Source organism: Globicatella sanguinis NBRC 15551, assembly GCF_001552295.1.
Taxonomy (GTDB): domain Bacteria; phylum Bacillota; class Bacilli; order Lactobacillales; family Aerococcaceae; genus Globicatella; species Globicatella sanguinis.
The window spans coordinates 1-18,055 of sequence record NZ_BCQX01000045.1 but is presented as its reverse complement, the minus strand read 5'-3'; the positions used below and the strand labels follow the sequence as shown (position 1 = coordinate 18,055).

Below are 18,055 nucleotides of genomic sequence, written 5' to 3'. Positions count from 1 at the left end.
GGAACAATAATGTTAACTAAATGTATCAAGTTAATGCCCAGCCTCTAGAGATTTAGCTAACAGTTTCTACTGCAAAGCCTTGCTGAAACTGTTTGACTTTAGTCATTATAGTTTCACATGTGTTAGATGTAGCGGGTTTCAGCCGCCGAGTTATCGCCCATGCTGGGCGCACACAAAAAAGCCTGGCTAGAAATTCATTCTTTCTAACCAGACCTTTTCACTTTTATTTTTGTCCCATATCCTTAATCTTCATCATACGCGTTACTTGCGCACGCTCAGCCTCTTCTAATTTCATTTCAATGAAATAGATCGTCTCTTCTAATTGAGGAATGGTACGGAATTCTAATGCATTCACACGACGACGGGTCTTTTCAATCTCATCCGCCATCAACTGACAGCCTTTTTCAATCTCGGCCAATCTTAACATATCCGTTAAGCTTTCGTTAACTGACTCAATCGCTTGGTCCATATCAGAAGTTGTGGCCAAATAACTATATGGGAACTCACTATCTAACGATTGGTCTTTTATCTCGTAGTTAAATTTGGGTACCTTCACACTCATTACAGAGTCATAGCGCACCTGTAAACTCACTTCTTTGGCTGGTAATGAAAAGATTTCTTGCACCATTTGATCACTCTTCATTGATTTCGCTAGAACAAAATCTTGCATTGCTGAAGTTAGTTGTCCTTCAACTTTTTTTCGTAATTCATTATTTTCTTTAATTTTCATAATGAACTGACGCATCAATTCGTCTTGCTTATCTTTCAATAATTTATGACCACGGGTGGCCGTCTTTAAACGCTCTTTTAGAATGCTTAACTCCATCCGAGTGGGATTGACATTCAATCTAGCCATGAATTATTCCCCCTTTTTAGGTAAGAATTCATCAATCATATCATCTTTAATACGTTTTAACTCTTCACGCGGCAAGATAGATAATAACTCCCAACCTAAATCCAAGGTTTCTTGAATAGAACGGTTAGTCGTAAATCCTTGATTAATATACTCTTGCTCAAAGCGTGTCGTAAACTCAACATATAATTTATCTGTTTCCGATAACGCAGACTCACCTAGGATAGCTGCTAATTCTTTAGCTTGCTTACCTTCAGCATAAGCCGCAAATAATTGGTTCATGGTTGGGGCATGGTCTTTACGTGTTTTACCTTCACCTGAACCTTTATCTTTCAATCGTGATAATGATGGTAATACGTTAATCGGTGGTTTATAGCCCATGTTATCCAATTCACGCGAAAGAATGATTTGTCCTTCGGTAATATAACCTGTTAAGTCAGGAATTGGATGGGTAATATCATCTTCTGGCATCGATAAAATTGGAATTTGGGTGACCGAACCAGGTTTACCAACTAAACGCCCTGCGCGTTCATATAATGTTGATAAGTTCGTATATAAGTAACCTGGATAACCACGACGACCCGGAACTTCACGACGAGCTGCCGAAACTTCACGTAATGCCTCACAATAATTCGTCATGTCCGTCATAATGACTAATACATGCATCCCTTTTTCATAAGCTAAATACTCAGCTGTTGTTAAGGCGATTTTTGGCGTCGCAATACGTTCAATCGCGGGGTCATTCGCTAAGTTAACGAATAATACGGAACGATCAATCGCGCCTGTTTCGCGCAAGTCGTTCATAAAGAATTCTGCTTCTTCGAACGTAATCCCCATTGCGGCAAATACAACGGCAAACTTATCATCAGAATTCAATACGGTGGCTTGACGAGCAATTTGGGCCGCTAATTCTTTATGTGGTAAACCAGAACCAGAGAATACTGGTAATTTTTGTCCACGAACTAAAGTATTTAAGTGGTCAATCGCTGAAATTCCTGTTTGAATAAACTCATCCGGATAATCACGAGCCACTGGATTAATGGCTTGTCCATCAATGTCTAATGATTTTTCTGGAATAATTGCCGGTCCACCATCAATCGGTTCACCCATCCCATTGAAAATACGTCCAATCATATCTTCAGATACAGGTAAATGGAGTGGTTTACCACTAAAACGTACTTTAGTATTCTTTAAGTTGATACCTGAAGAGCCTTCAAATAATTGCACAACGGCACGACTTTCTTGGACTTCTAGTACTTGTCCACGGCGAACTTCACCGTTTTGCATTTCAACTTCTACTAATTCATTGTATTTAACGCCATCGACACCATCGACAATCATCAGTGGGCCAACGACTTCTTCAACCGAACGGTATTCTTTAATTACTGCCATTATGCCTCACCTCCATGTTCTAAAATATGACGCATTGTCTTATCAATTTCGTCATATAAAGCTTTAATTTTGTCAATATCTTCTTCAGAAATAAATTTACTTCTAGCGATACGGTCACGTAATTGGACAGTATTGGACATTATATCGGTGAAATAAGCTCCTAAACTTAAAGTCTCATGTGCTTTTTCATCGAAGTGTAAAATATTCGTTAACATGGTATCTTGCTTATCAAATGAGGTATAAGTATCCACATCATCAAACGCATTTTGTTGCAAGTAGTCTTCACGAATCATTCGTGCGGTATTCATGGTAATACGGTCACGTTCAGATAATGACTCTAACCCAACTAAACGAACGATTTCTTCTAATTCACTTTCCTTTTGCAATAAATTCATTGCTTTAGTGACCTTCTTAGACCAGCCTTCTTGACCGTGTTCTTCGAAATATTGTCCGATTTCAGATAAATATAATGAATAAGAACTTAACCAGTTAATAGATGGGAAGTGACGTTTACGCGCTAAGGTTGCATCTAATCCCCAGAAAACTTTCACGATACGTAAAGTATTTTGAGTTACAGGCTCAGAAGTATCCCCACCTGGAGGTGATACTGCACCGATGGCTGTAATCGTTCCTTCAATGCCTTCGCTTCCTAATACACGAACACGTCCTGCACGCTCATAATATTCCGCAATACGTGAACCTAAATATGCTGGATATCCTTCATCCCCTGGCATTTCTTCTAAACGACCTGACATTTCACGTAGAGCTTCCGCCCAACGAGAAGTAGAGTCCGCCATGATTGCCACTGAGTAACCCATATCACGGAAATATTCCGCAATCGTAATCCCAGTATAAATTGATGCTTCACGCGCTGCTACCGGCATATTAGAAGTATTTGCAATTAGGATGGTTCTTTCCATAATCGATTCGCCTGTATTAGGGTCAATCAATTCTGGGAATTCGTTTAATACGTCCGTCATTTCGTTACCACGTTCACCACATCCAACGTAAACAACAATATCTACGTTCGCATATTTTGCGATTTGGTGTTGTACAACTGTCTTACCTGCTCCGAAAGGTCCTGGAACCGCTGCGGCTCCCCCTTTCGTTACCGGGAAGAATGTATCGACCACACGTTGTCCTGTAATCATGGGTTCTTCTGGAATTAATTTTTGGGCAAATGGACGTCCTTTACGCACTGGCCAGCGTTGAATCATCGTGCCTTCAAACTCGCCACCATTTGCTTTGTCAACTTTATAAATAACCTCTTCTATCGTAAACTCGCCTGATTCTACTGTCGTTAATGTTCCTTCTACACCGACTGGTACCATAATACGATGTTCTACTGCCTTGGTTTCTTGGACAACGCCAATCACATCACCAGCCGAAACAAAATCGCCTACGGATTTTTTAGGTTCAAAAGCCCATTTTTTATTACGATCTAAGATGGGTACTTGAACCCCACGAATTAAATAATCACTGTTAGTCTCTTCCATAAAAGTATCCAATGGACGTTGAATGCCATCAAACATTTGTGACATAATACCAGGGCCTAATTCGACGGATAAAGCTTCCCCGGTTGTCACTACAGGTTCACCTGGTGCAAGTCCACTTGTTTCTTCATATACTTGAATAGAGGCTTTATCTTGTCGCATTTCAATGATTTCACCAATTAATCCAAGATGTCCTACATGACAAATATCTTGGATATTGGCTTCAGACATTCCAGAAGCGACAACTAATGGTCCAGATACTTTAATAATTTTACCTTGACTCAATCTATTTCCTCCTTTATAAATTTTAAATTGTTAAGTAGCCGCTTATAGAATATTCATTCCGACTGCTTTTTCGACATTATCTTGAATTTTTTGTGCACCAATGCCAAAGTTACCACGATGGGTTGGAATTAAAATGACAGCGGGTGTCACGACTGTATCATAATATTGAATTATATCCGGAATTTCTTGAGCGAAATCTTCCGTTAAATAGACAATTCCATATTGGTCATTTTCTAATTGGCGCAAAGTCTTTTTAGTTTCATCAGCAGTATTGACTGGAAAAGTTTCAAATCCAATCATTTTAAATGGTAGAATGGCATCACGATTTCCAACGACCGCTACTTTATATTGTTTCGCCATAAATCGCACCCATCCTTTCTTGAATCCTTTCTTTGGCTATGCCATTGGCATGACCAGTTAATACGAGTCTTAAATTATTAATTTCATTCTCTTTACCGAAAATATATTTCAATACTAATAAAGGTCCTTGAGCATCTAAACGATTTTCGAAGAAATATTGATGAATATAGGCATCCCGTAAATGCTCTAATTGATTGGCGGTAATCGTCCCGTTATTCATATCTTCAATATAAGGTTCAAAGACCCCACCAAAATAAATATGCGTTTGTTCTTCAAACCATTGAGCTAATTGACGTTGTTCAACCCGTTCAATTAACTCTTTCTTCTCAATAGATCCCTTACTGGTCATCATGGTATACATGAAACCATGACCTCTATCTAATTCAATTGCGCGTTTAATCGCAATGACATTATAAAAATCAATTAATGCATTAATAATCGGTGTAACTTTAGGATCATTGATTTTCTCATCGAGATGTCTTAAATGAGCAAAATAGGCACCATCAAACCCGACGTCAAAAGCTTCTGGTGCTTGGTAAGCTTGATAATCTTGCCAAGTACGATTCACTTCTTCCACCACATTGGGATATAAAACACTCGATTCAAATGTTTGAGTCACATGTCTTAAAGCATCCAATGGGAATTTGCCAATATCAATCAATAGATTCTCGAAATCGTGACCGGTTACCTTCATTTTCATTAATACTTTTAAATTATGATACAAGTATTGTGCTGAAAAAATTTCGACTATTTCAGACTGAGGTGACTCCTCAAACACAAACCGATAAGCATTACGCAATTCTCTCATTAATACGTCTTCAATCTTATCTGGGTCAGACAACTGTTCAACTGACATCTCATAAGGTGAATTTTGTAAAATGATGGATAATGTCTCGGCATCTTTGGCATTAAGTAACTGTTGCCATTCTTCTCGGCTTAGGAAATATTGTTCCTTTACACTAATAGTCGTATTAACACCTGAAAAATCGTGGGTCGTCATAAAATCCCCCCTTATTTGGTATTAAAAACTTGTTGCGCTAAATCTGCACTTAAATCATTGCGAACAGAATTTACTAATTGATCAAACATGAAATTATAATCCACACGTTGATCTTTTACCACAAAACCACTTTGATCTGAAACAGACTCTTGAGCAATGGTTAATTTTGGAAATTGTTCCAATAATGATTGTAACTCTGATGAAGATAATCGATTACGTGTCTTTTCACCAAAAACTACTTGTAATTCTTTGTCTTTAAATTGAGTTAAAATTGTTCTGGTAAATTCTAAGAAAGTTTGATTATCCCAAGCTTCCATTTTTTGCACGGCGCCGGCAAATAATTGGTCCATTAATGCTTGGCGACTATTTAAACTGCCTTGTCTTTCTTGATTTAACACTTGATGCTCCAAACGAGATAAACGTTGTTGTTCTCGATTCAATTGCACATTACGCATACTTTCTTTTTCATGTAACTGTGCTTTTAATTTTGTTTGAAACTCATGTTCAAGTTCTTCCTTTGCTTTATCGAATTGCGCTTGTCCTTCTTGGTGCGCCTTTTGCAAGATGGACTCACGTAAATTTTGTAAGTCGCTCATATTATCGACCTCACTAGACATTTAAGAATAAGATAAATGATACTACGAAGGCTAAGATGGCGTACGTTTCAACCATCGCTGATAAGATGATACCTTTTGTATTTTCTTCAGGACGTTTTGCTAATATTTGCATTGCTGAAACAACCACATTTCCTTGGTGTAATGCTGAGAAGTATCCTACAATCCCAATTGGTAAAGCAGCAAATAAATAACCTAAACCTTGTTGAACAGTTAAACCATTACCGATTTGTAAAGCAGTTAAGAATCCAATAACGAATCCATATAAACCTTGAGTACCTGGTAATAATTGTAAAATTAATGCTTGTGCGAATTTTTCAGGCTCTTCTTTTAATAAAGCCGCTGCTGCAGAACCAGCCGAACCAACTGCACGAGCAGAACCCATACCAGAAAAAACAACCGCAACTACAATTCCTAAACTAGCAAAAAATGCGCCACCATTTTGTGTAAAATATCCTACAAATTGTTCCATATTAAAAATTCCTCCAATTTTATTGATTCTTTTCATCATTGATTGAGACATAATCTTCCGAAATGGTTAACGGATTAAATTCTTGACCGCCACCATTGTAAAACTTAGCGAAAAACTCAACGAATATTAAACGAGCACCATGCACATAAGCACTTAAAAGTGATAAGAATAAACTTAAGGCATGTAAGGCAACAAATAATAATATGCCGACGGTAAACTTCATTGCACCAGGCATAAAGTCAATAATCATATTGAATGCTAAAGCAATACTACCACCTGATAACCCTAAAGCCATCAAACGTGTATAAGAGACTAAATCCCCAATATAACTCGTCGTGCCATATAAATCATAAAGTCCCCAACCTAAACCACCAATACCGCCTGCTTTAATACAAGATGCGACGACGATGCCAATAGCATTCAATATCGCTAACCATTTACCAATTAGAGCTAAGACCGCATAGCTTTCACCTAACATGCCTACTCCAATTAAAATAAAACCTGTTAACAGTAAAACCCATGCCACTCCTGTTGAATAAGCTTCAACTATATTTCTTTCTTTTAGTTTTAAATAAGTATTAATTGCTAATGCTGCAAAAATATGAATTAAACCTAAAGCGACAGAAATACCTAGAATCAGCATGACATCCTCATTCGGGTTAATTAATTGAAATGGTAAACTAAAACCAAAGAAGGAACCGTAAAGACTACCCCAAATCATAATTGAAACACTTAAAATAGCGCCAAATCTTAAGGCATTTTGCATTCCTTCTGATAAATTGAATACTTTAAGTGCCAACAGACTTAAAATAAAAATTAATAAGCCATAACCCGCATCGGCCACCATCATGCCAAAGAAGACAAAATAAAATGGCATTAAAAATGGCGTTGGGTCCAATTCATCATATTTTGGTAAAGCGTACATGCGTGTAATTAATTCAAATGGTTTAACTAAGAAATTGTTTTTTAATTTAATTGGGACTTCGTCCACTTCGTCAGCTTGAACATCCGCTGTTCTAATAACTACTTTGTTACCGAACTCTTCTAGTATCGCTTGTTTGAAGACAGCAAATTCACTTTGTTCAATCCAACCTTCAATCGCCATTAAATGTTGTGTAATACCAACTTTTTTCTTAGTTAATTCACGTTCATAAGCCGTTTTTACAAAATCTGCTTGAACCTTTAAGCCCGCTAATTCACGTTTCGTTGATTTCATTTTTTGAATAATGGAACGACGTTCCTCTTTCAACTGTTGAATTTCCGCATCCCAACCTTCAATCTTCTTACCTGGTAAAGTACGATAAGGATATTCAATCGGATTGAAATTGGCTTCCGCTAATAAAGTTTCTAACGCATTCGTTTCATCTTCTTGATAGAAAATGACTAAACCATATTCATAATCATTTAAGAAAATAACTTTATGAACGATAGTTGGATGTTGTTTTATTTTTTGAATATATTGATTATTTTCAACATTCGGTACCGTTCCGATAACTGCTTTAATATACTGGAACTGCTCTATAGCAGTTGGTGTAATATCTAGCTCTCGCCATTTACGATATTTATCAATTTGATCATTGCGTTTTTCCAACAACTCATCAATTTCCTTAATACGAGCTGTTAATTCATTCGTTTCAGTAATGACTTGTTGCTCAGCAAATTGTTGATTATGTTGTTGAAATTCTGCGAATGATAAACGTGGTTTTTCAGTCTGCAATTGCTTGAACCAATTGTCTTTTACTTCATAGTCTTCCAATTGTTCAATCGCATGATTTATTCGTTTAAGTCGATTAGTAATCGCATGTAAGGCTTCATCATCATAGACGATTTGTTGCTGTTCCTCATCATATTCTTCAATTAATGGTACTAACTCTGAACTATTCTGATTGTCTTGTCGTAAATCCACCACTTGAATTCGTCGTAATCGTTGGACCGATGAAAGAATCGCTTCTAAATGTTCGCGTGACGAAATGAGCGTCACCTTTTGCATTGGGCTAATTGCCATATTCTTTCACCACCCTTTCTACTATTTGATTAATTAAATACTCCCTTTTATCACCAAGAGCTTCTTGAAGTTGTGCTTCATTTTCTTGAACACGCTGAGCTAATTTTTCCTTTGCTTGTTGTTCTTGATCATCGAAGTGTTGGCGCGCTTCGGCTATCATTTGCTTTGTTTCGACGTCAAACGCTTCATTTGCTTCTTTTAATTTTTGTTCCATTTTTACACGAGCGTCTTCAATCTTTTCCTGATACTTTGTTTGGACTGCTTGAGCTTCCATTTCAATGGCGTTCATTTCTTCCAATGTTGAATGTGGCATCCTTTCACACCTCCTCTTAACACTAACATTTAATATTATAGCAAATTTTTACCAAAAATTTAAGTAAAGAACTTGCTTCATTCTCATCTAAATAATAAAAAGCGTTTCCATTTTTTTGATATATGAAAGTTTCCTTCATATTTATATAATATAATGGGACTATTGTTTCTTAAGAAAAATTTAATAATTAAGTTATGATGATTTTCTCTCTATTTGACTAAAAAAGGAAAACAGTCATAAAATACGTCTATCAATAAATGCAGCCAGTGTGCTCGATATTTTGAAAGTTTTTTGATGGGTTTTGACTTGAAGAAATACTTACTCGTTATCAATTGCAACCAAACATCATAAAGGATTAATTGAAAGCAATACTCCTAGGTTAAGTGTTGTAAAAATTACTAGCTGATTCGTTAAAAGCAATTCTCACACGTTATCAAACTAACTTAACCTGCCGAAACTAAAAAAACGATAAGCAAGTCAAAGTTACTAATGAACTACACCTACTTATCGTCTCAAACGATTATTGAACTATTTTTTCAACCGCTTCTCCTATGATACGCACTTCTGGTTCAAGACGCACTTGATTGTTACGCCAAATGACTTCTTGAATATATTCAATTAAGCGCACATAATCTGTTGCGGTGGCATTGTCAATATTAACAATGAAACCTGCATGTTTTTTAGAGACTTCAGCACCACCAATACGGTAGCCTTGTAGCCCTGCTTCTTGAATTAATTTACCAGTAAAATAACCAGTTGGACGTTTAAAAACACTGCCGCAAGATGGATATTCCAACGGTTGCTTACTTTCTCGTAAGTGGGTTAATTCAGCCATTTTAGCATGAATCGCCTCTCTATCACCTTGAGCTAGTACAAATTTAACCCCGATTACAATATCCTCATTTGTTTGGAAAACACTGTGTCGGTAACTGAATTCACACTCTTTACATTGAATGGTTTTAAATTCACCCTCACGCGTTAAAATATCAACAGACTCAATGACATCGACCACTTCACCACCATAAGCCCCTGCATTCATATAAACAGCACCGCCGATGCTTCCAGGGATACCACAAGCAAATTCTAGACCTGTTAAATTACTAGCGCCTGCTTTGCGACTGACCTCAATGAGTGGTACGCCGCTTTGCGCATAAACTTCATTGCCATTAATCGACATTTCTTTCATCGCCGTCAAAATAATAACGAGTCCACGAATTCCACCGTCACGAACAATTAAATTACTAGCATTTCCTAAGATGGTTAAGGGAATTTGGTTGTCCTTTACCCAATTGATTAAAGTTTTTAAATCTTCTTTCGTTTCAGGAAAAGCAACTGCATCAGCAGGACCACCTGTTTTAGTATATGTATATTTAGATAATGGCTCATCAAATTCTATTTTCATAGATAAATTTAAATCCATTAAGTTTGATAATGTCATTCATTTCATTCCTTCGCTTTTCAATACGTCTTATTTTAACATAATCTTTTTACTTAATCGAGTACTTTTTCCATTACAAAAGAATCTAAATAACAACCCTCTACTTTTAATCGTTTACGCAAATTTCCCACTATCTCGAAACCGAATTTTTCGTATAACTTAATTGCGGCTTCATTTCTTTGGGCCACTTCGAGAGTAATGACTTTCAAATCTGAATTTTCTGCAAATTCAATCATCATTTCCATCATCATCGAAGCAATACCGTAACCCCAATATTCTTCCACTAAACAAATGCCAATCTCAGCAATATGACGTTGCTTAGCGGCATTAAATTGCGTAATATTCGACATCCCAATAATTTGATCATCGACCTCACTCACTAATAAAATACTGTTTTGTGCCTTGTTATATTTATTGATGATGGCCACTTCTTCTTGAACCGTCAGGTTCAAACCTTCTTCACCGAAAGTTAAATAGGGAGTTTCACTACCGACTTGTTCACATAAACCTAAAATTGCCCGGGCATCTTGTGGTTTCGCCACCCTAACATCGATTTCTAACTCCTCTGTCAATTAAATCTCCTCCATTTTTTCTAACAGCTCTTGATATTGCACGGTTGACTCTCCTTCAACTGTTAAAATTATTTCTCTTTGATTAGGATCTGTTTGGGGAACAAATTTAATACGAAGACGATTTAATGGTAAATAGTCGTCTAAATATTCTGACCATTCAATAAAAATGATGGACGGTTCATTCAGATAACTATCAAAATCAATCGTATCCGCGCCCCCTTCTTCTAAACGATAGGCATCAATATGAATCAATTTAAATTCAGGTAAGGGATATTCTTTGACAATCGTGTAAGTTGGACTTTTAATGGCTCTTTTCACGCCTAGCTCCTTACCAACCTTTTGGGTAAAAGTGGTTTTGCCACTACCGAGTGGTCCATCTAATAAAATAACCATTCCTGGCTTTAACCATTGAGCCATCTTAGACGCTAACGCTTGTGTCTCTTCAATTGAATCAATATAAAAATGCATGCTTCTACCTCTCAAACTTAATTAATTTTATTATATTTAAACTATGATAATATTGCGAATAATTTGACTTTACTAGCATTTCTTGATAAATTTAATAATAACAAAGACAAACTATAGGAGGTCGTTGACCATGAAGAAATATGTAAAATTATTATCTCTACCGATTTTAACATTAATGCTTGTGGCATGTGGTAACCAAAACAAACCAGCTGAACAAACAACAACAGCTGCACCAGAAGCAACAACCGTTGCTGAAACGACTGGTTCACAAGTAAGCACACCAAATGATACTACAACCGTTGCTGATGAATCAACTGAAGAAGGTGAAACAACAGCTGAAGGTGAAGAAACTCAAGAAGGCGAAACAACCGTTGAAGGTGAAGAAACTCAAGAAGGCGACGAAACAGAAGATGCTGATGTCGCTGCAACTGACGTTAAATTCACATTATATGTAGATGGTGAAGAAACAGCTAAATTCGTAGCTAAAGATGCTGTAGAAGGTTCTGTTATCGATGCCATGAGTTCCATTGAAGAGTTAGAATTCAACTTCAATGAAGATGAAGGAATCATTGATGTTATCGATGGTATTGAAAATGACTATGAAACAGGTAAAACTTGGGTTTACTTATTAAATGGTGAGTACGCAGAATTTGGTGTTGTCTCACAAACACTTTCTGAAGGCGACACCGTTGAATGGTATTATGGATTCCCTGACGACTTACCAGTTAACATCATTCCTGAATAATAATTATAAATGCTTATGACTCTTGAGTATCTCACTCAAGAGTTTTTTTATTATTCCCCATGACTTGTCGCCGATCATGTTAGATTTGATAAGATATTTTAATACTCCATTTACTCAATTTTTAAATGCGCAAAACTGGTTAGATCATGATAGGTATATTTTAGATGAAAAGTAGGTGTTGGTATCTCTTTCACTCGCATTTAGAATAACAACTATAATATTGATAGATTTTTCACTCTATTTTTCAACGTCCCTCCTATTCAGCGTCGCTTCACGGTCGTCATTTTGACACCTTTCTTAAATAGCGGATCATCATACTATACATATCAACATTTTCGCTTTTACAATACAAAAGCCCGCCAACCTTTTCAATAGGTTAACGGGTTTTATAATCTAAAGTATTGCATTACTCCTCAGGTTTTAATACACCTTCGATGACTTCTTCTAAAGCTTTACCAACAGGTTTTTCTGATTGATATTCTTCTAAAATATAATCATTGTTATTACGCATATCATGTGCGCGCTTGCTCGCTAAAATAATTAAACCATATTTAGACGGCACTTTTTTAATCAATTTATCAATGGATGGGTATAACATCATAATTATCGTTCTCCTTCTTGTTGAAAATAATTTTTAATATCTGCACGAATACGATCCACGATGCGCTCTACTTTTAAATGTTCACTTTGAATAATCGCATTCACTTTATCAACGGCATGTTCTACCGTATCATTGACGACAACATAATCATAATGTTGCATCATATCAATTTCTTCTTTAGCCATTTGCATTCTTTCTAAAATGACATCTTCACGGTCAGTGCCACGTCCAGTAATCCGTGATTTTAATTCATCTAAACTTGGCGGAGCAAGAAAAATAAAAATCCCCTCGGGCATGCGCTCACGTACTTTTAGCGCACCTTGAACTTCAATTTCTAAAAACACATCATTACCAGCTGCTAAGTTTTCTTCAATTTTTTGGATTGGTGTCCCATAATAATTGCCTACATATTCAGCATACTCTAATAATGCATCTTCTTCAATATATTGTTTAAACTGCTCTTTTGAAACAAAATAATAATCGACACCATCTACTTCACCAGGTCTACTTGGACGGGTGGTTGCCGAGACTGAATAAACATAATTAAATTTATTGTCTTTAAAAATTGCTGCTCGAACTGTTCCTTTCCCTACCCCTGATGGTCCTGATAAAATTATGAGTAGTCCTCTTTGTTGTGCCATTCAATACCTCCGCCTATCTATTCTGTCAATAATTTATAACTGTAATTGTATCACACTACATATTTTCATGAAAGGTATATTCTAACTTTTCATTAAAATGTAAAATTTTCTATATTAATGTTAATATAGCGAAAATAAATCATGAATGCAAACCATTCTGTCCAAATATTTAAATCTATTAAAGAATGCTGAAAATCTGTTGGAATGATTCACTTTATAAAATCACTCTTAATCAACTTTACTTTGATTGGGACATGCTTTTTGTTTTTAAAAACGATTGATACACTGCCTCCATCGCGGCATGACGAAAGCCATTTTGCTCTAGCGAAGCAACCCCTGCAATCGTACTTCCTCCTGGTGAAGTCACTGCATCTTTTAAAGCACCAGGATGTTGGCCGGTTTCAATAACCATTTGTGCAGAACCCTGTACCATTTGAGCGGCTAAACGTTGAGCCATCTCTCGTGGCAAACCGGCTCTAACGCCACCATCAGCTAAGGCTTCAATCAATTGATAAATAAATGCCGGACCACAACCAGCGACAGCACTTGCGGCATTCATTTGTGATTCTGCTATCTTCATTAACTGCCCTGTTTGACTCATTAACTGTTTAAATAGTTGATGCTCATCATCAGTAATAAAGTCCGATAAAATATAGGTGGTCATTCCTTGACCAATCGCAACTGGTGTATTAGGCATAATGCGAATTACTTTTTGCTCATCAGAAATGGCACTCTCCATTTGAGCGATACTCACACCGGTCGCCATTGATATCCAGATAGTCCCTGGTTTTGCTAATTTAGTAAGTTGATGAAGCTCACTCAGTATCATCGATGGTTTTAATCCTAAAAAAATGATAGTCGCAGATAAAACAATGGTTTCATTATCGAGAATTTCCACTGTTTGCGATATTTGCTGACTTAAGGAATTTGCTTTTTCGTAATTGTGATTACTTAATAAAAATGGGGTATGTTGATCTACCGCTTTACTAACACCTAAAGCGACGGCACTCCCCATATTTCCAATCCCAATAAAACCTATTTTCATTTTAAATCCCTCCATCTTATTCCATTTAGTATCATACAAAAAATAGCAAAGTGCAATTGTTTAAATGTCTTTCATCAATGAAACAATTAGGTAATCGAATGCTCTGTTTCAAGACTATCCAACAAATTTGCTTACACCTTACATCTTATGCAAATATATAAAGATTGTTCTAATGATTGGATGACCCGTTATTAACAGAATTCTCCCTGTCTTAGAACAATCTTTATGGTTTACCACATTCTTTTCAATGATAGCGAGTTTCAAATTTCCTAGAAACTTGAATCATCAATAAATTTTACTGAGCTAAATACTTAAAGCCTCAATAAATTACACTTAGCTAAATACTTTCATTAAAAGCTAACCTGTTGATTGATTGGCTCTGATAATAACTTAAACCGCTACACGTCGTAGAAAGTCAAAAGCAGACTAACATGGTAATTTTAGTCGGAATGATGCATAATATCTTCCTTCTCAATGAACCTCAATAGACCTCAATAGACCTCAATTAACCTCAATTAACCATTGAATAAGTCCCACCATCCATTTTTAAATGCTCTTCAAAAACGATTAAGTATTAAAGCTCACTAATCATAGCGTAATGATAGCCATTATAGTCTTCAAAATAAGCCATTAATCGACCTTCGTATTCGAATGGCTCTTTTAAAATTTCTCCTCCACTTAACATTGCAATATGAAGTAAGTTGCGTAATGAAGTCGCGTCTTGCATCATAATATGAATTACCGCTGCATATTCACTCGGTTCTTTCCATGCGATACCTGTATTTTCTGTAAATCTATTTCTTTGGGTAAACACTATTTTCATACCATCATGGAAGGTGACTGTACAAGTCTGTTGCTCTGTTGAATAATCAACTCTCATATCTAAACCTTCAAAAAAGGTGCCAGTATTACGAATACTTTCAACTGGTAAATTAAGCCAATAGGCATTCATAACTTCTCCTCCTCTTCAATCAAAGTCATTATACCATTTTATCGAAGTTAAAAAAAGCAGTGAGAGTAGTCATTAATTGAAAATTCTTTCATTTCCAATTCTAATACTTACTCCCACTGAGACTGTTAGCTTCAATCAGCTTAACTATTTATAAGAAAATAATGAGAAGTCTTAAATAACGCCATGAATCATCATCAATTCAGCTACTTGTTCAAATGATGCAATGTCAGCTGCTGCACCATAATCAACACCTAAATCATATGTGTCACGTGCTTTAACACATTGTGCGAAAATATTTTTCATAATTTGTTGTAACTCTTGATCGACTCGTTCACTCGTCCATTTTAATCGCATTGAATTTTGACTCATTTCTAAAGCAGAAACTGCCACTCCTCCAGCATTAGCCGCTTTACCCGGTCCATAATGAATTTGGTTTTCACGATAGACTTCAATCGCATCAGAGTCACTTGGCATATTGGCGCCTTCAGCCACCATTTTTATCGCATTTTTAACTAAGCGTTCGGCCTGAGCTTGATTGATTTCGTTTTGCGTTGCACAAGGTAAAGCAATATCCGCTTTGATGTCTAAATCCCAAACAGATCCTTCTACTATTTCAGCTTCAGCATCAAATTCTTGGTAACGACTAATACGTTCACGCCCCTTTACTTTTAATTCTTCAACGGCGTCTAAATTAATACCATTAGGATTGACAATGGCATGGTTTGAGTCACTCATCGTAACTACAATGCCACCTAATTCAGTTACTTTTTTCGCTGCAAAAAAGGCTACATTCCCTGAACCAGAAATCATTACTTTTTTACCCGTCATCGTTTGTCCGGCTTCTTTTAACATCTCATTTAAGAAATAAACCAAACCATAGCCTGTTGCTTCAGTACGACCCTTAGAACCGTTAGCAGCAACGGGTTTTCCAGTTAATACGCCCGCCATTGGTCCTTGTAGTCGTTTGTATTGGCCTAATAAATAACCAATCTCACGACCACCCACACCGATATCTCCAGCAGGAACGTCAACATCTGGTCCGACATGTTTACTTAATTCTGTCATAAATGATTGACAAAAACGCATCACTTCTACATCTGATTTACCTTTAGGATCAAAGTCAGCGCCACCTTTACCTCCACCAATTGGTAGACCGGTTAACATATTTTTGAAAACTTGTTCAAAACCTAAAAACTTCAAAATACTTTGATTAACGGTCGGATGGAAACGAAGTCCCCCTTTATAAGGGCCATTTAATGAACTAAATTGCACACGATATCCACGGTTGACTTGTACTTGACCTTGGTCATCTACCCATGGGACTCTAAAACTAATAATCCGCTCCGGTTCTACGATCCGTTCTAAAATTGCTAATTGTTCATATTCTGGATGAGCCTCAACTACCGGTGCAATTGCATGAAAAAATTCTTTTACTGCTTGTAAATATTCTTTTTCATGTGGATATTTTGCCGTAAGATTTTCATATACTTTTGTTATATAAGATTGAGTCATTGTCATTTCCCCCTTTTTTTGAATAGTCCTAGTATAGCACAACTCTCATTATATTCACATAAATTCTACGAATAATTAATGGTTTTTTAATGAATTAACTATCCTAAATGTTCTACATCTAGTGCTTTAAATTGATAATATAGAATATACGATATAATACCTAAAATAATATTTATCATAACATTTACATATAGCAAATTGAATGCAATCAGAGTACTCAAAATGCCAGCTAATAAACTTCCACTCAAGAAAGCTAGAAAGTTTACCGTTAAAAAGATAAATTTCATCTTATAATGATGGTTTTGGCTACGTACCCAGCGTCCAAAGGTTAGACCGATGTCCGTTAAAGTTCCAGAAACATGGGAAGTACGAACAATCATGCCCCGATAAGATAAAAACATCCCATTTTGTAATGCGATCATAAAACTCAAATAATACAATAATATCGAATGGAGGGCTAAAATTTGTAATAATATCAATAACACACCATTTAATATAATTAAAATCCCACCATAGCGTTTTTGAGGTATGAAGATTTCTTTTGGAAAAAGCATTCCCGCAATCACTCCACCAAAAATATAAGCCATAATTAACCCGAAATATAATTTTATCAAAGGCCAATTATTTTCAGCCACAACTAATCCCATCTGTGTAACCGTCCCTGTATGATGCGTTACCACATAGGAATATTGGAGAAAACTACTGGCATTCAAAAATCCTGCTGAAAATGTTAAGGAAAACATCCAGCAAAATAATAATCGCCTTAATCGTCTAAGCATAGCATCCCTCTTTATATAATATTAATAATTAAAATAAAATGAGCCATTATTTATTTTCATTCAAATGCTATTATACCGTGTGTTTAGATATGTGTACAGTATCGATTGATTTTATTTTCATGGAAATAAAATGTAAGTTATATGGGTATCGTAATGATAAAAATTCTGCAAAAGGATTTCGACTAGCTTTTCAATCATGATTTAATTGCTTTTTGATTGTTTATGAGAATGAGTTCATATTTTAGTTTTTAGTCATTTCGAATGCCCCTTTGTCATTTTAGTTGTTTACCAATTTAAAATAAGGGGTTGACCCTAATAGAGAAATGACGTATACTATAGTAGTTGATTAATTATGTCATTGTAGCTCAGCTGGATAGAGCATTCGCCTTCTAAGCGAACGGTCGCAGGTTCGAATCCTGCCAGTGACGTACTTAATATAAACACCTGTTAGGTTTATTACAACTTAACAGGTGTTTTTTTATTTTTTAGATAAAAAAGTAGGGAGTGGGCAAAAA

Annotated in this window: 19 protein-coding genes and 1 tRNA gene; 2 read left to right on the top strand and 18 right to left on the bottom strand. The window is 36.1% G+C overall.

Annotation, left to right across the window (positions count from 1 at the left end; all coding sequences use genetic code 11):
- Positions 1-223: 223 nt before the first annotated feature.
- The 12 genes from GSA01S_RS05380 to tsaE all read right to left on the bottom strand — a co-directional run bounded on the left by GSA01S_RS05380 (position 224) and on the right by tsaE (position 11,265).
- A complete protein-coding gene (locus GSA01S_RS05380) occupies positions 224-856 on the bottom strand; it encodes a V-type ATP synthase subunit D (RefSeq protein ID WP_066125589.1) in 633 nt (210 codons plus the stop codon).
- A 3-nt stretch (positions 857-859) separates the two neighbouring features.
- Positions 860-2,245 carry a V-type ATP synthase subunit B gene (locus GSA01S_RS05375; protein ID WP_066125585.1) on the bottom strand — a complete coding sequence of 462 codons (1,386 nt, stop codon included), beginning with the start codon at positions 2,243-2,245 and terminating at the stop codon, positions 860-862.
- The gene (locus GSA01S_RS05370) at positions 2,245-4,023 is read right to left on the bottom strand and encodes a V-type ATP synthase subunit A (RefSeq protein WP_066125583.1); all 1,779 of its coding nucleotides are present in this window, start codon (positions 4,021-4,023) and stop codon (positions 2,245-2,247) included. Before GSA01S_RS05370 ends, GSA01S_RS05375 begins: the two co-directional genes overlap by 1 nt.
- 42 nt (positions 4,024-4,065) lie before the next feature.
- The gene (locus GSA01S_RS05365; protein ID WP_066125582.1) at positions 4,066-4,383 is read right to left on the bottom strand and encodes a V-type ATP synthase subunit F; all 318 of its coding nucleotides are present in this window, start codon (positions 4,381-4,383) and stop codon (positions 4,066-4,068) included.
- Positions 4,367-5,383: a V-type ATPase subunit gene (locus GSA01S_RS05360; protein ID WP_066125580.1), complete on the bottom strand. Its 1,017-nt coding sequence runs from the start codon at positions 5,381-5,383 to the stop codon at positions 4,367-4,369. The genes GSA01S_RS05365 and GSA01S_RS05360 overlap by 17 nt, the downstream gene beginning before the upstream one ends.
- An 11-nt stretch (positions 5,384-5,394) precedes the next feature.
- Positions 5,395-5,979 carry a hypothetical protein gene (locus tag GSA01S_RS05355; protein ID WP_066125578.1) on the bottom strand — a complete coding sequence of 195 codons (585 nt, stop codon included), beginning with the start codon at positions 5,977-5,979 and terminating at the stop codon, positions 5,395-5,397.
- Positions 5,980-5,992: 13 nt separating this feature from the next.
- Positions 5,993-6,469, bottom strand: coding sequence for a V-type ATP synthase subunit K (locus GSA01S_RS05350; protein ID WP_066125576.1), 477 nt, complete (start codon positions 6,467-6,469; stop codon positions 5,993-5,995).
- Positions 6,470-6,488: 19 nt separating this feature from the next.
- On the bottom strand, positions 6,489-8,474 hold the full coding sequence (locus GSA01S_RS05345; protein WP_066125574.1) for a V-type ATP synthase subunit I: 1,986 nt from the start codon (positions 8,472-8,474) through the stop codon (positions 6,489-6,491).
- Complete coding sequence (locus GSA01S_RS05340; RefSeq protein ID WP_066125572.1) at positions 8,464-8,787, bottom strand: botulinum/tetanus neurotoxin translocation domain-containing protein; 324 nt, start codon at positions 8,785-8,787, stop codon at positions 8,464-8,466. The genes GSA01S_RS05345 and GSA01S_RS05340 overlap by 11 nt, the downstream gene beginning before the upstream one ends.
- 520 nt (positions 8,788-9,307) lie before the next feature.
- Positions 9,308-10,225, bottom strand: coding sequence for a UDP-N-acetylmuramate dehydrogenase (gene murB, locus GSA01S_RS05335; RefSeq protein ID WP_066125569.1), 918 nt, complete (start codon positions 10,223-10,225; stop codon positions 9,308-9,310).
- 53 nt (positions 10,226-10,278) lie between these two features.
- On the bottom strand, positions 10,279-10,797 hold the full coding sequence (locus tag GSA01S_RS05330; protein WP_066125567.1) for a GNAT family N-acetyltransferase: 519 nt from the start codon (positions 10,795-10,797) through the stop codon (positions 10,279-10,281).
- A complete protein-coding gene (gene tsaE / locus GSA01S_RS05325) occupies positions 10,798-11,265 on the bottom strand; it encodes a tRNA (adenosine(37)-N6)-threonylcarbamoyltransferase complex ATPase subunit type 1 TsaE (protein WP_066125565.1) in 468 nt (155 codons plus the stop codon).
- Between the two features lie 130 nt (positions 11,266-11,395).
- Between tsaE and GSA01S_RS10940 the strand changes: the two genes are divergently transcribed.
- Positions 11,396-12,010: a DUF4430 domain-containing protein gene (locus tag GSA01S_RS10940; RefSeq protein WP_066125563.1), complete on the top strand. Its 615-nt coding sequence runs from the start codon at positions 11,396-11,398 to the stop codon at positions 12,008-12,010.
- 406 nt (positions 12,011-12,416) lie between these two features.
- Here the strand turns inward: GSA01S_RS10940 and rpoZ are convergent, their stop codons facing one another.
- The 6 genes from rpoZ to GSA01S_RS05290 form a co-directional block, all read right to left on the bottom strand.
- Positions 12,417-12,611 carry a DNA-directed RNA polymerase subunit omega gene (gene rpoZ / locus GSA01S_RS05315; RefSeq protein ID WP_066125561.1) on the bottom strand — a complete coding sequence of 65 codons (195 nt, stop codon included), beginning with the start codon at positions 12,609-12,611 and terminating at the stop codon, positions 12,417-12,419.
- Between the two features lie 2 nt (positions 12,612-12,613).
- A complete protein-coding gene (gmk, locus tag GSA01S_RS05310) occupies positions 12,614-13,252 on the bottom strand; it encodes a guanylate kinase (protein WP_066125559.1) in 639 nt (212 codons plus the stop codon).
- Between the two features lie 238 nt (positions 13,253-13,490).
- A complete protein-coding gene (proC, locus tag GSA01S_RS05305) occupies positions 13,491-14,297 on the bottom strand; it encodes a pyrroline-5-carboxylate reductase (protein WP_066125557.1) in 807 nt (268 codons plus the stop codon).
- Between the two features lie 574 nt (positions 14,298-14,871).
- Positions 14,872-15,249, bottom strand: a complete 378-nt coding sequence (locus GSA01S_RS05300) for a hypothetical protein (protein ID WP_066125555.1) — start codon at positions 15,247-15,249, stop codon at positions 14,872-14,874.
- Between the two features lie 171 nt (positions 15,250-15,420).
- Entirely contained in the window at positions 15,421-16,767 is a 1,347-nt protein-coding gene (gdhA, locus tag GSA01S_RS05295) for an NADP-specific glutamate dehydrogenase (protein WP_066125553.1), read from the bottom strand.
- A gap of 92 nt (positions 16,768-16,859) precedes the next feature.
- Positions 16,860-17,504 (bottom strand): YoaK family protein, encoded by a 645-nt coding sequence (locus GSA01S_RS05290; RefSeq protein ID WP_169792678.1) that lies wholly within the window; start codon positions 17,502-17,504, stop codon positions 16,860-16,862.
- A 390-nt stretch (positions 17,505-17,894) separates the two neighbouring features.
- On the opposite strand from GSA01S_RS05290, the gene GSA01S_RS05285 reads away from it, so the two are divergent.
- Positions 17,895-17,968 (top strand) — tRNA-Arg (locus tag GSA01S_RS05285).
- The last annotated feature ends 87 nt before the right edge of the window (positions 17,969-18,055 follow it).

Bases quoted from the DNA above. Each gene is read 5' to 3' on its own strand.
- GSA01S_RS05350 (WP_066125576.1), bottom strand. From the start codon at position 6,469: ATGGAACAATTTGTAGGATATTTTACACAAAATGGTGGCGCATTTTTT.
- GSA01S_RS10940 (WP_066125563.1), top strand. From the start codon at position 11,396: ATGAAGAAATATGTAAAATTATTATCTCTACCGATTTTAACATTAATG.
- GSA01S_RS05345 (WP_066125574.1), bottom strand. From the start codon at position 8,474: ATGGCAATTAGCCCAATGCAAAAGGTGACGCTCATTTCGTCACGCGAA.
- rpoZ (WP_066125561.1), bottom strand. From the start codon at position 12,611: ATGATGTTATACCCATCCATTGATAAATTGATTAAAAAAGTGCCGTCT.
- gmk (WP_066125559.1), bottom strand. From the start codon at position 13,252: ATGGCACAACAAAGAGGACTACTCATAATTTTATCAGGACCATCAGGG.
- gdhA (WP_066125553.1), bottom strand. From the start codon at position 16,767: ATGACAATGACTCAATCTTATATAACAAAAGTATATGAAAATCTTACG.
- GSA01S_RS05290 (WP_169792678.1), bottom strand. From the start codon at position 17,504: ATGTTTTCCTTAACATTTTCAGCAGGATTTTTGAATGCCAGTAGTTTT.
- tsaE (WP_066125565.1), bottom strand. From the start codon at position 11,265: ATGCATTTTTATATTGATTCAATTGAAGAGACACAAGCGTTAGCGTCT.
- GSA01S_RS05355 (WP_066125578.1), bottom strand. From the start codon at position 5,979: ATGAGCGACTTACAAAATTTACGTGAGTCCATCTTGCAAAAGGCGCAC.
- GSA01S_RS05360 (WP_066125580.1), bottom strand. From the start codon at position 5,383: ATGACGACCCACGATTTTTCAGGTGTTAATACGACTATTAGTGTAAAG.
- GSA01S_RS05375 (WP_066125585.1), bottom strand. From the start codon at position 2,245: ATGGCAGTAATTAAAGAATACCGTTCGGTTGAAGAAGTCGTTGGCCCA.
- GSA01S_RS05380 (WP_066125589.1), bottom strand. From the start codon at position 856: ATGGCTAGATTGAATGTCAATCCCACTCGGATGGAGTTAAGCATTCTA.
- murB (WP_066125569.1), bottom strand. From the start codon at position 10,225: ATGACATTATCAAACTTAATGGATTTAAATTTATCTATGAAAATAGAA.
- proC (WP_066125557.1), bottom strand. From the start codon at position 14,297: ATGAAAATAGGTTTTATTGGGATTGGAAATATGGGGAGTGCCGTCGCT.
- GSA01S_RS05300 (WP_066125555.1), bottom strand. From the start codon at position 15,249: ATGAATGCCTATTGGCTTAATTTACCAGTTGAAAGTATTCGTAATACT.
- GSA01S_RS05340 (WP_066125572.1), bottom strand. From the start codon at position 8,787: ATGCCACATTCAACATTGGAAGAAATGAACGCCATTGAAATGGAAGCT.
- GSA01S_RS05365 (WP_066125582.1), bottom strand. From the start codon at position 4,383: ATGGCGAAACAATATAAAGTAGCGGTCGTTGGAAATCGTGATGCCATT.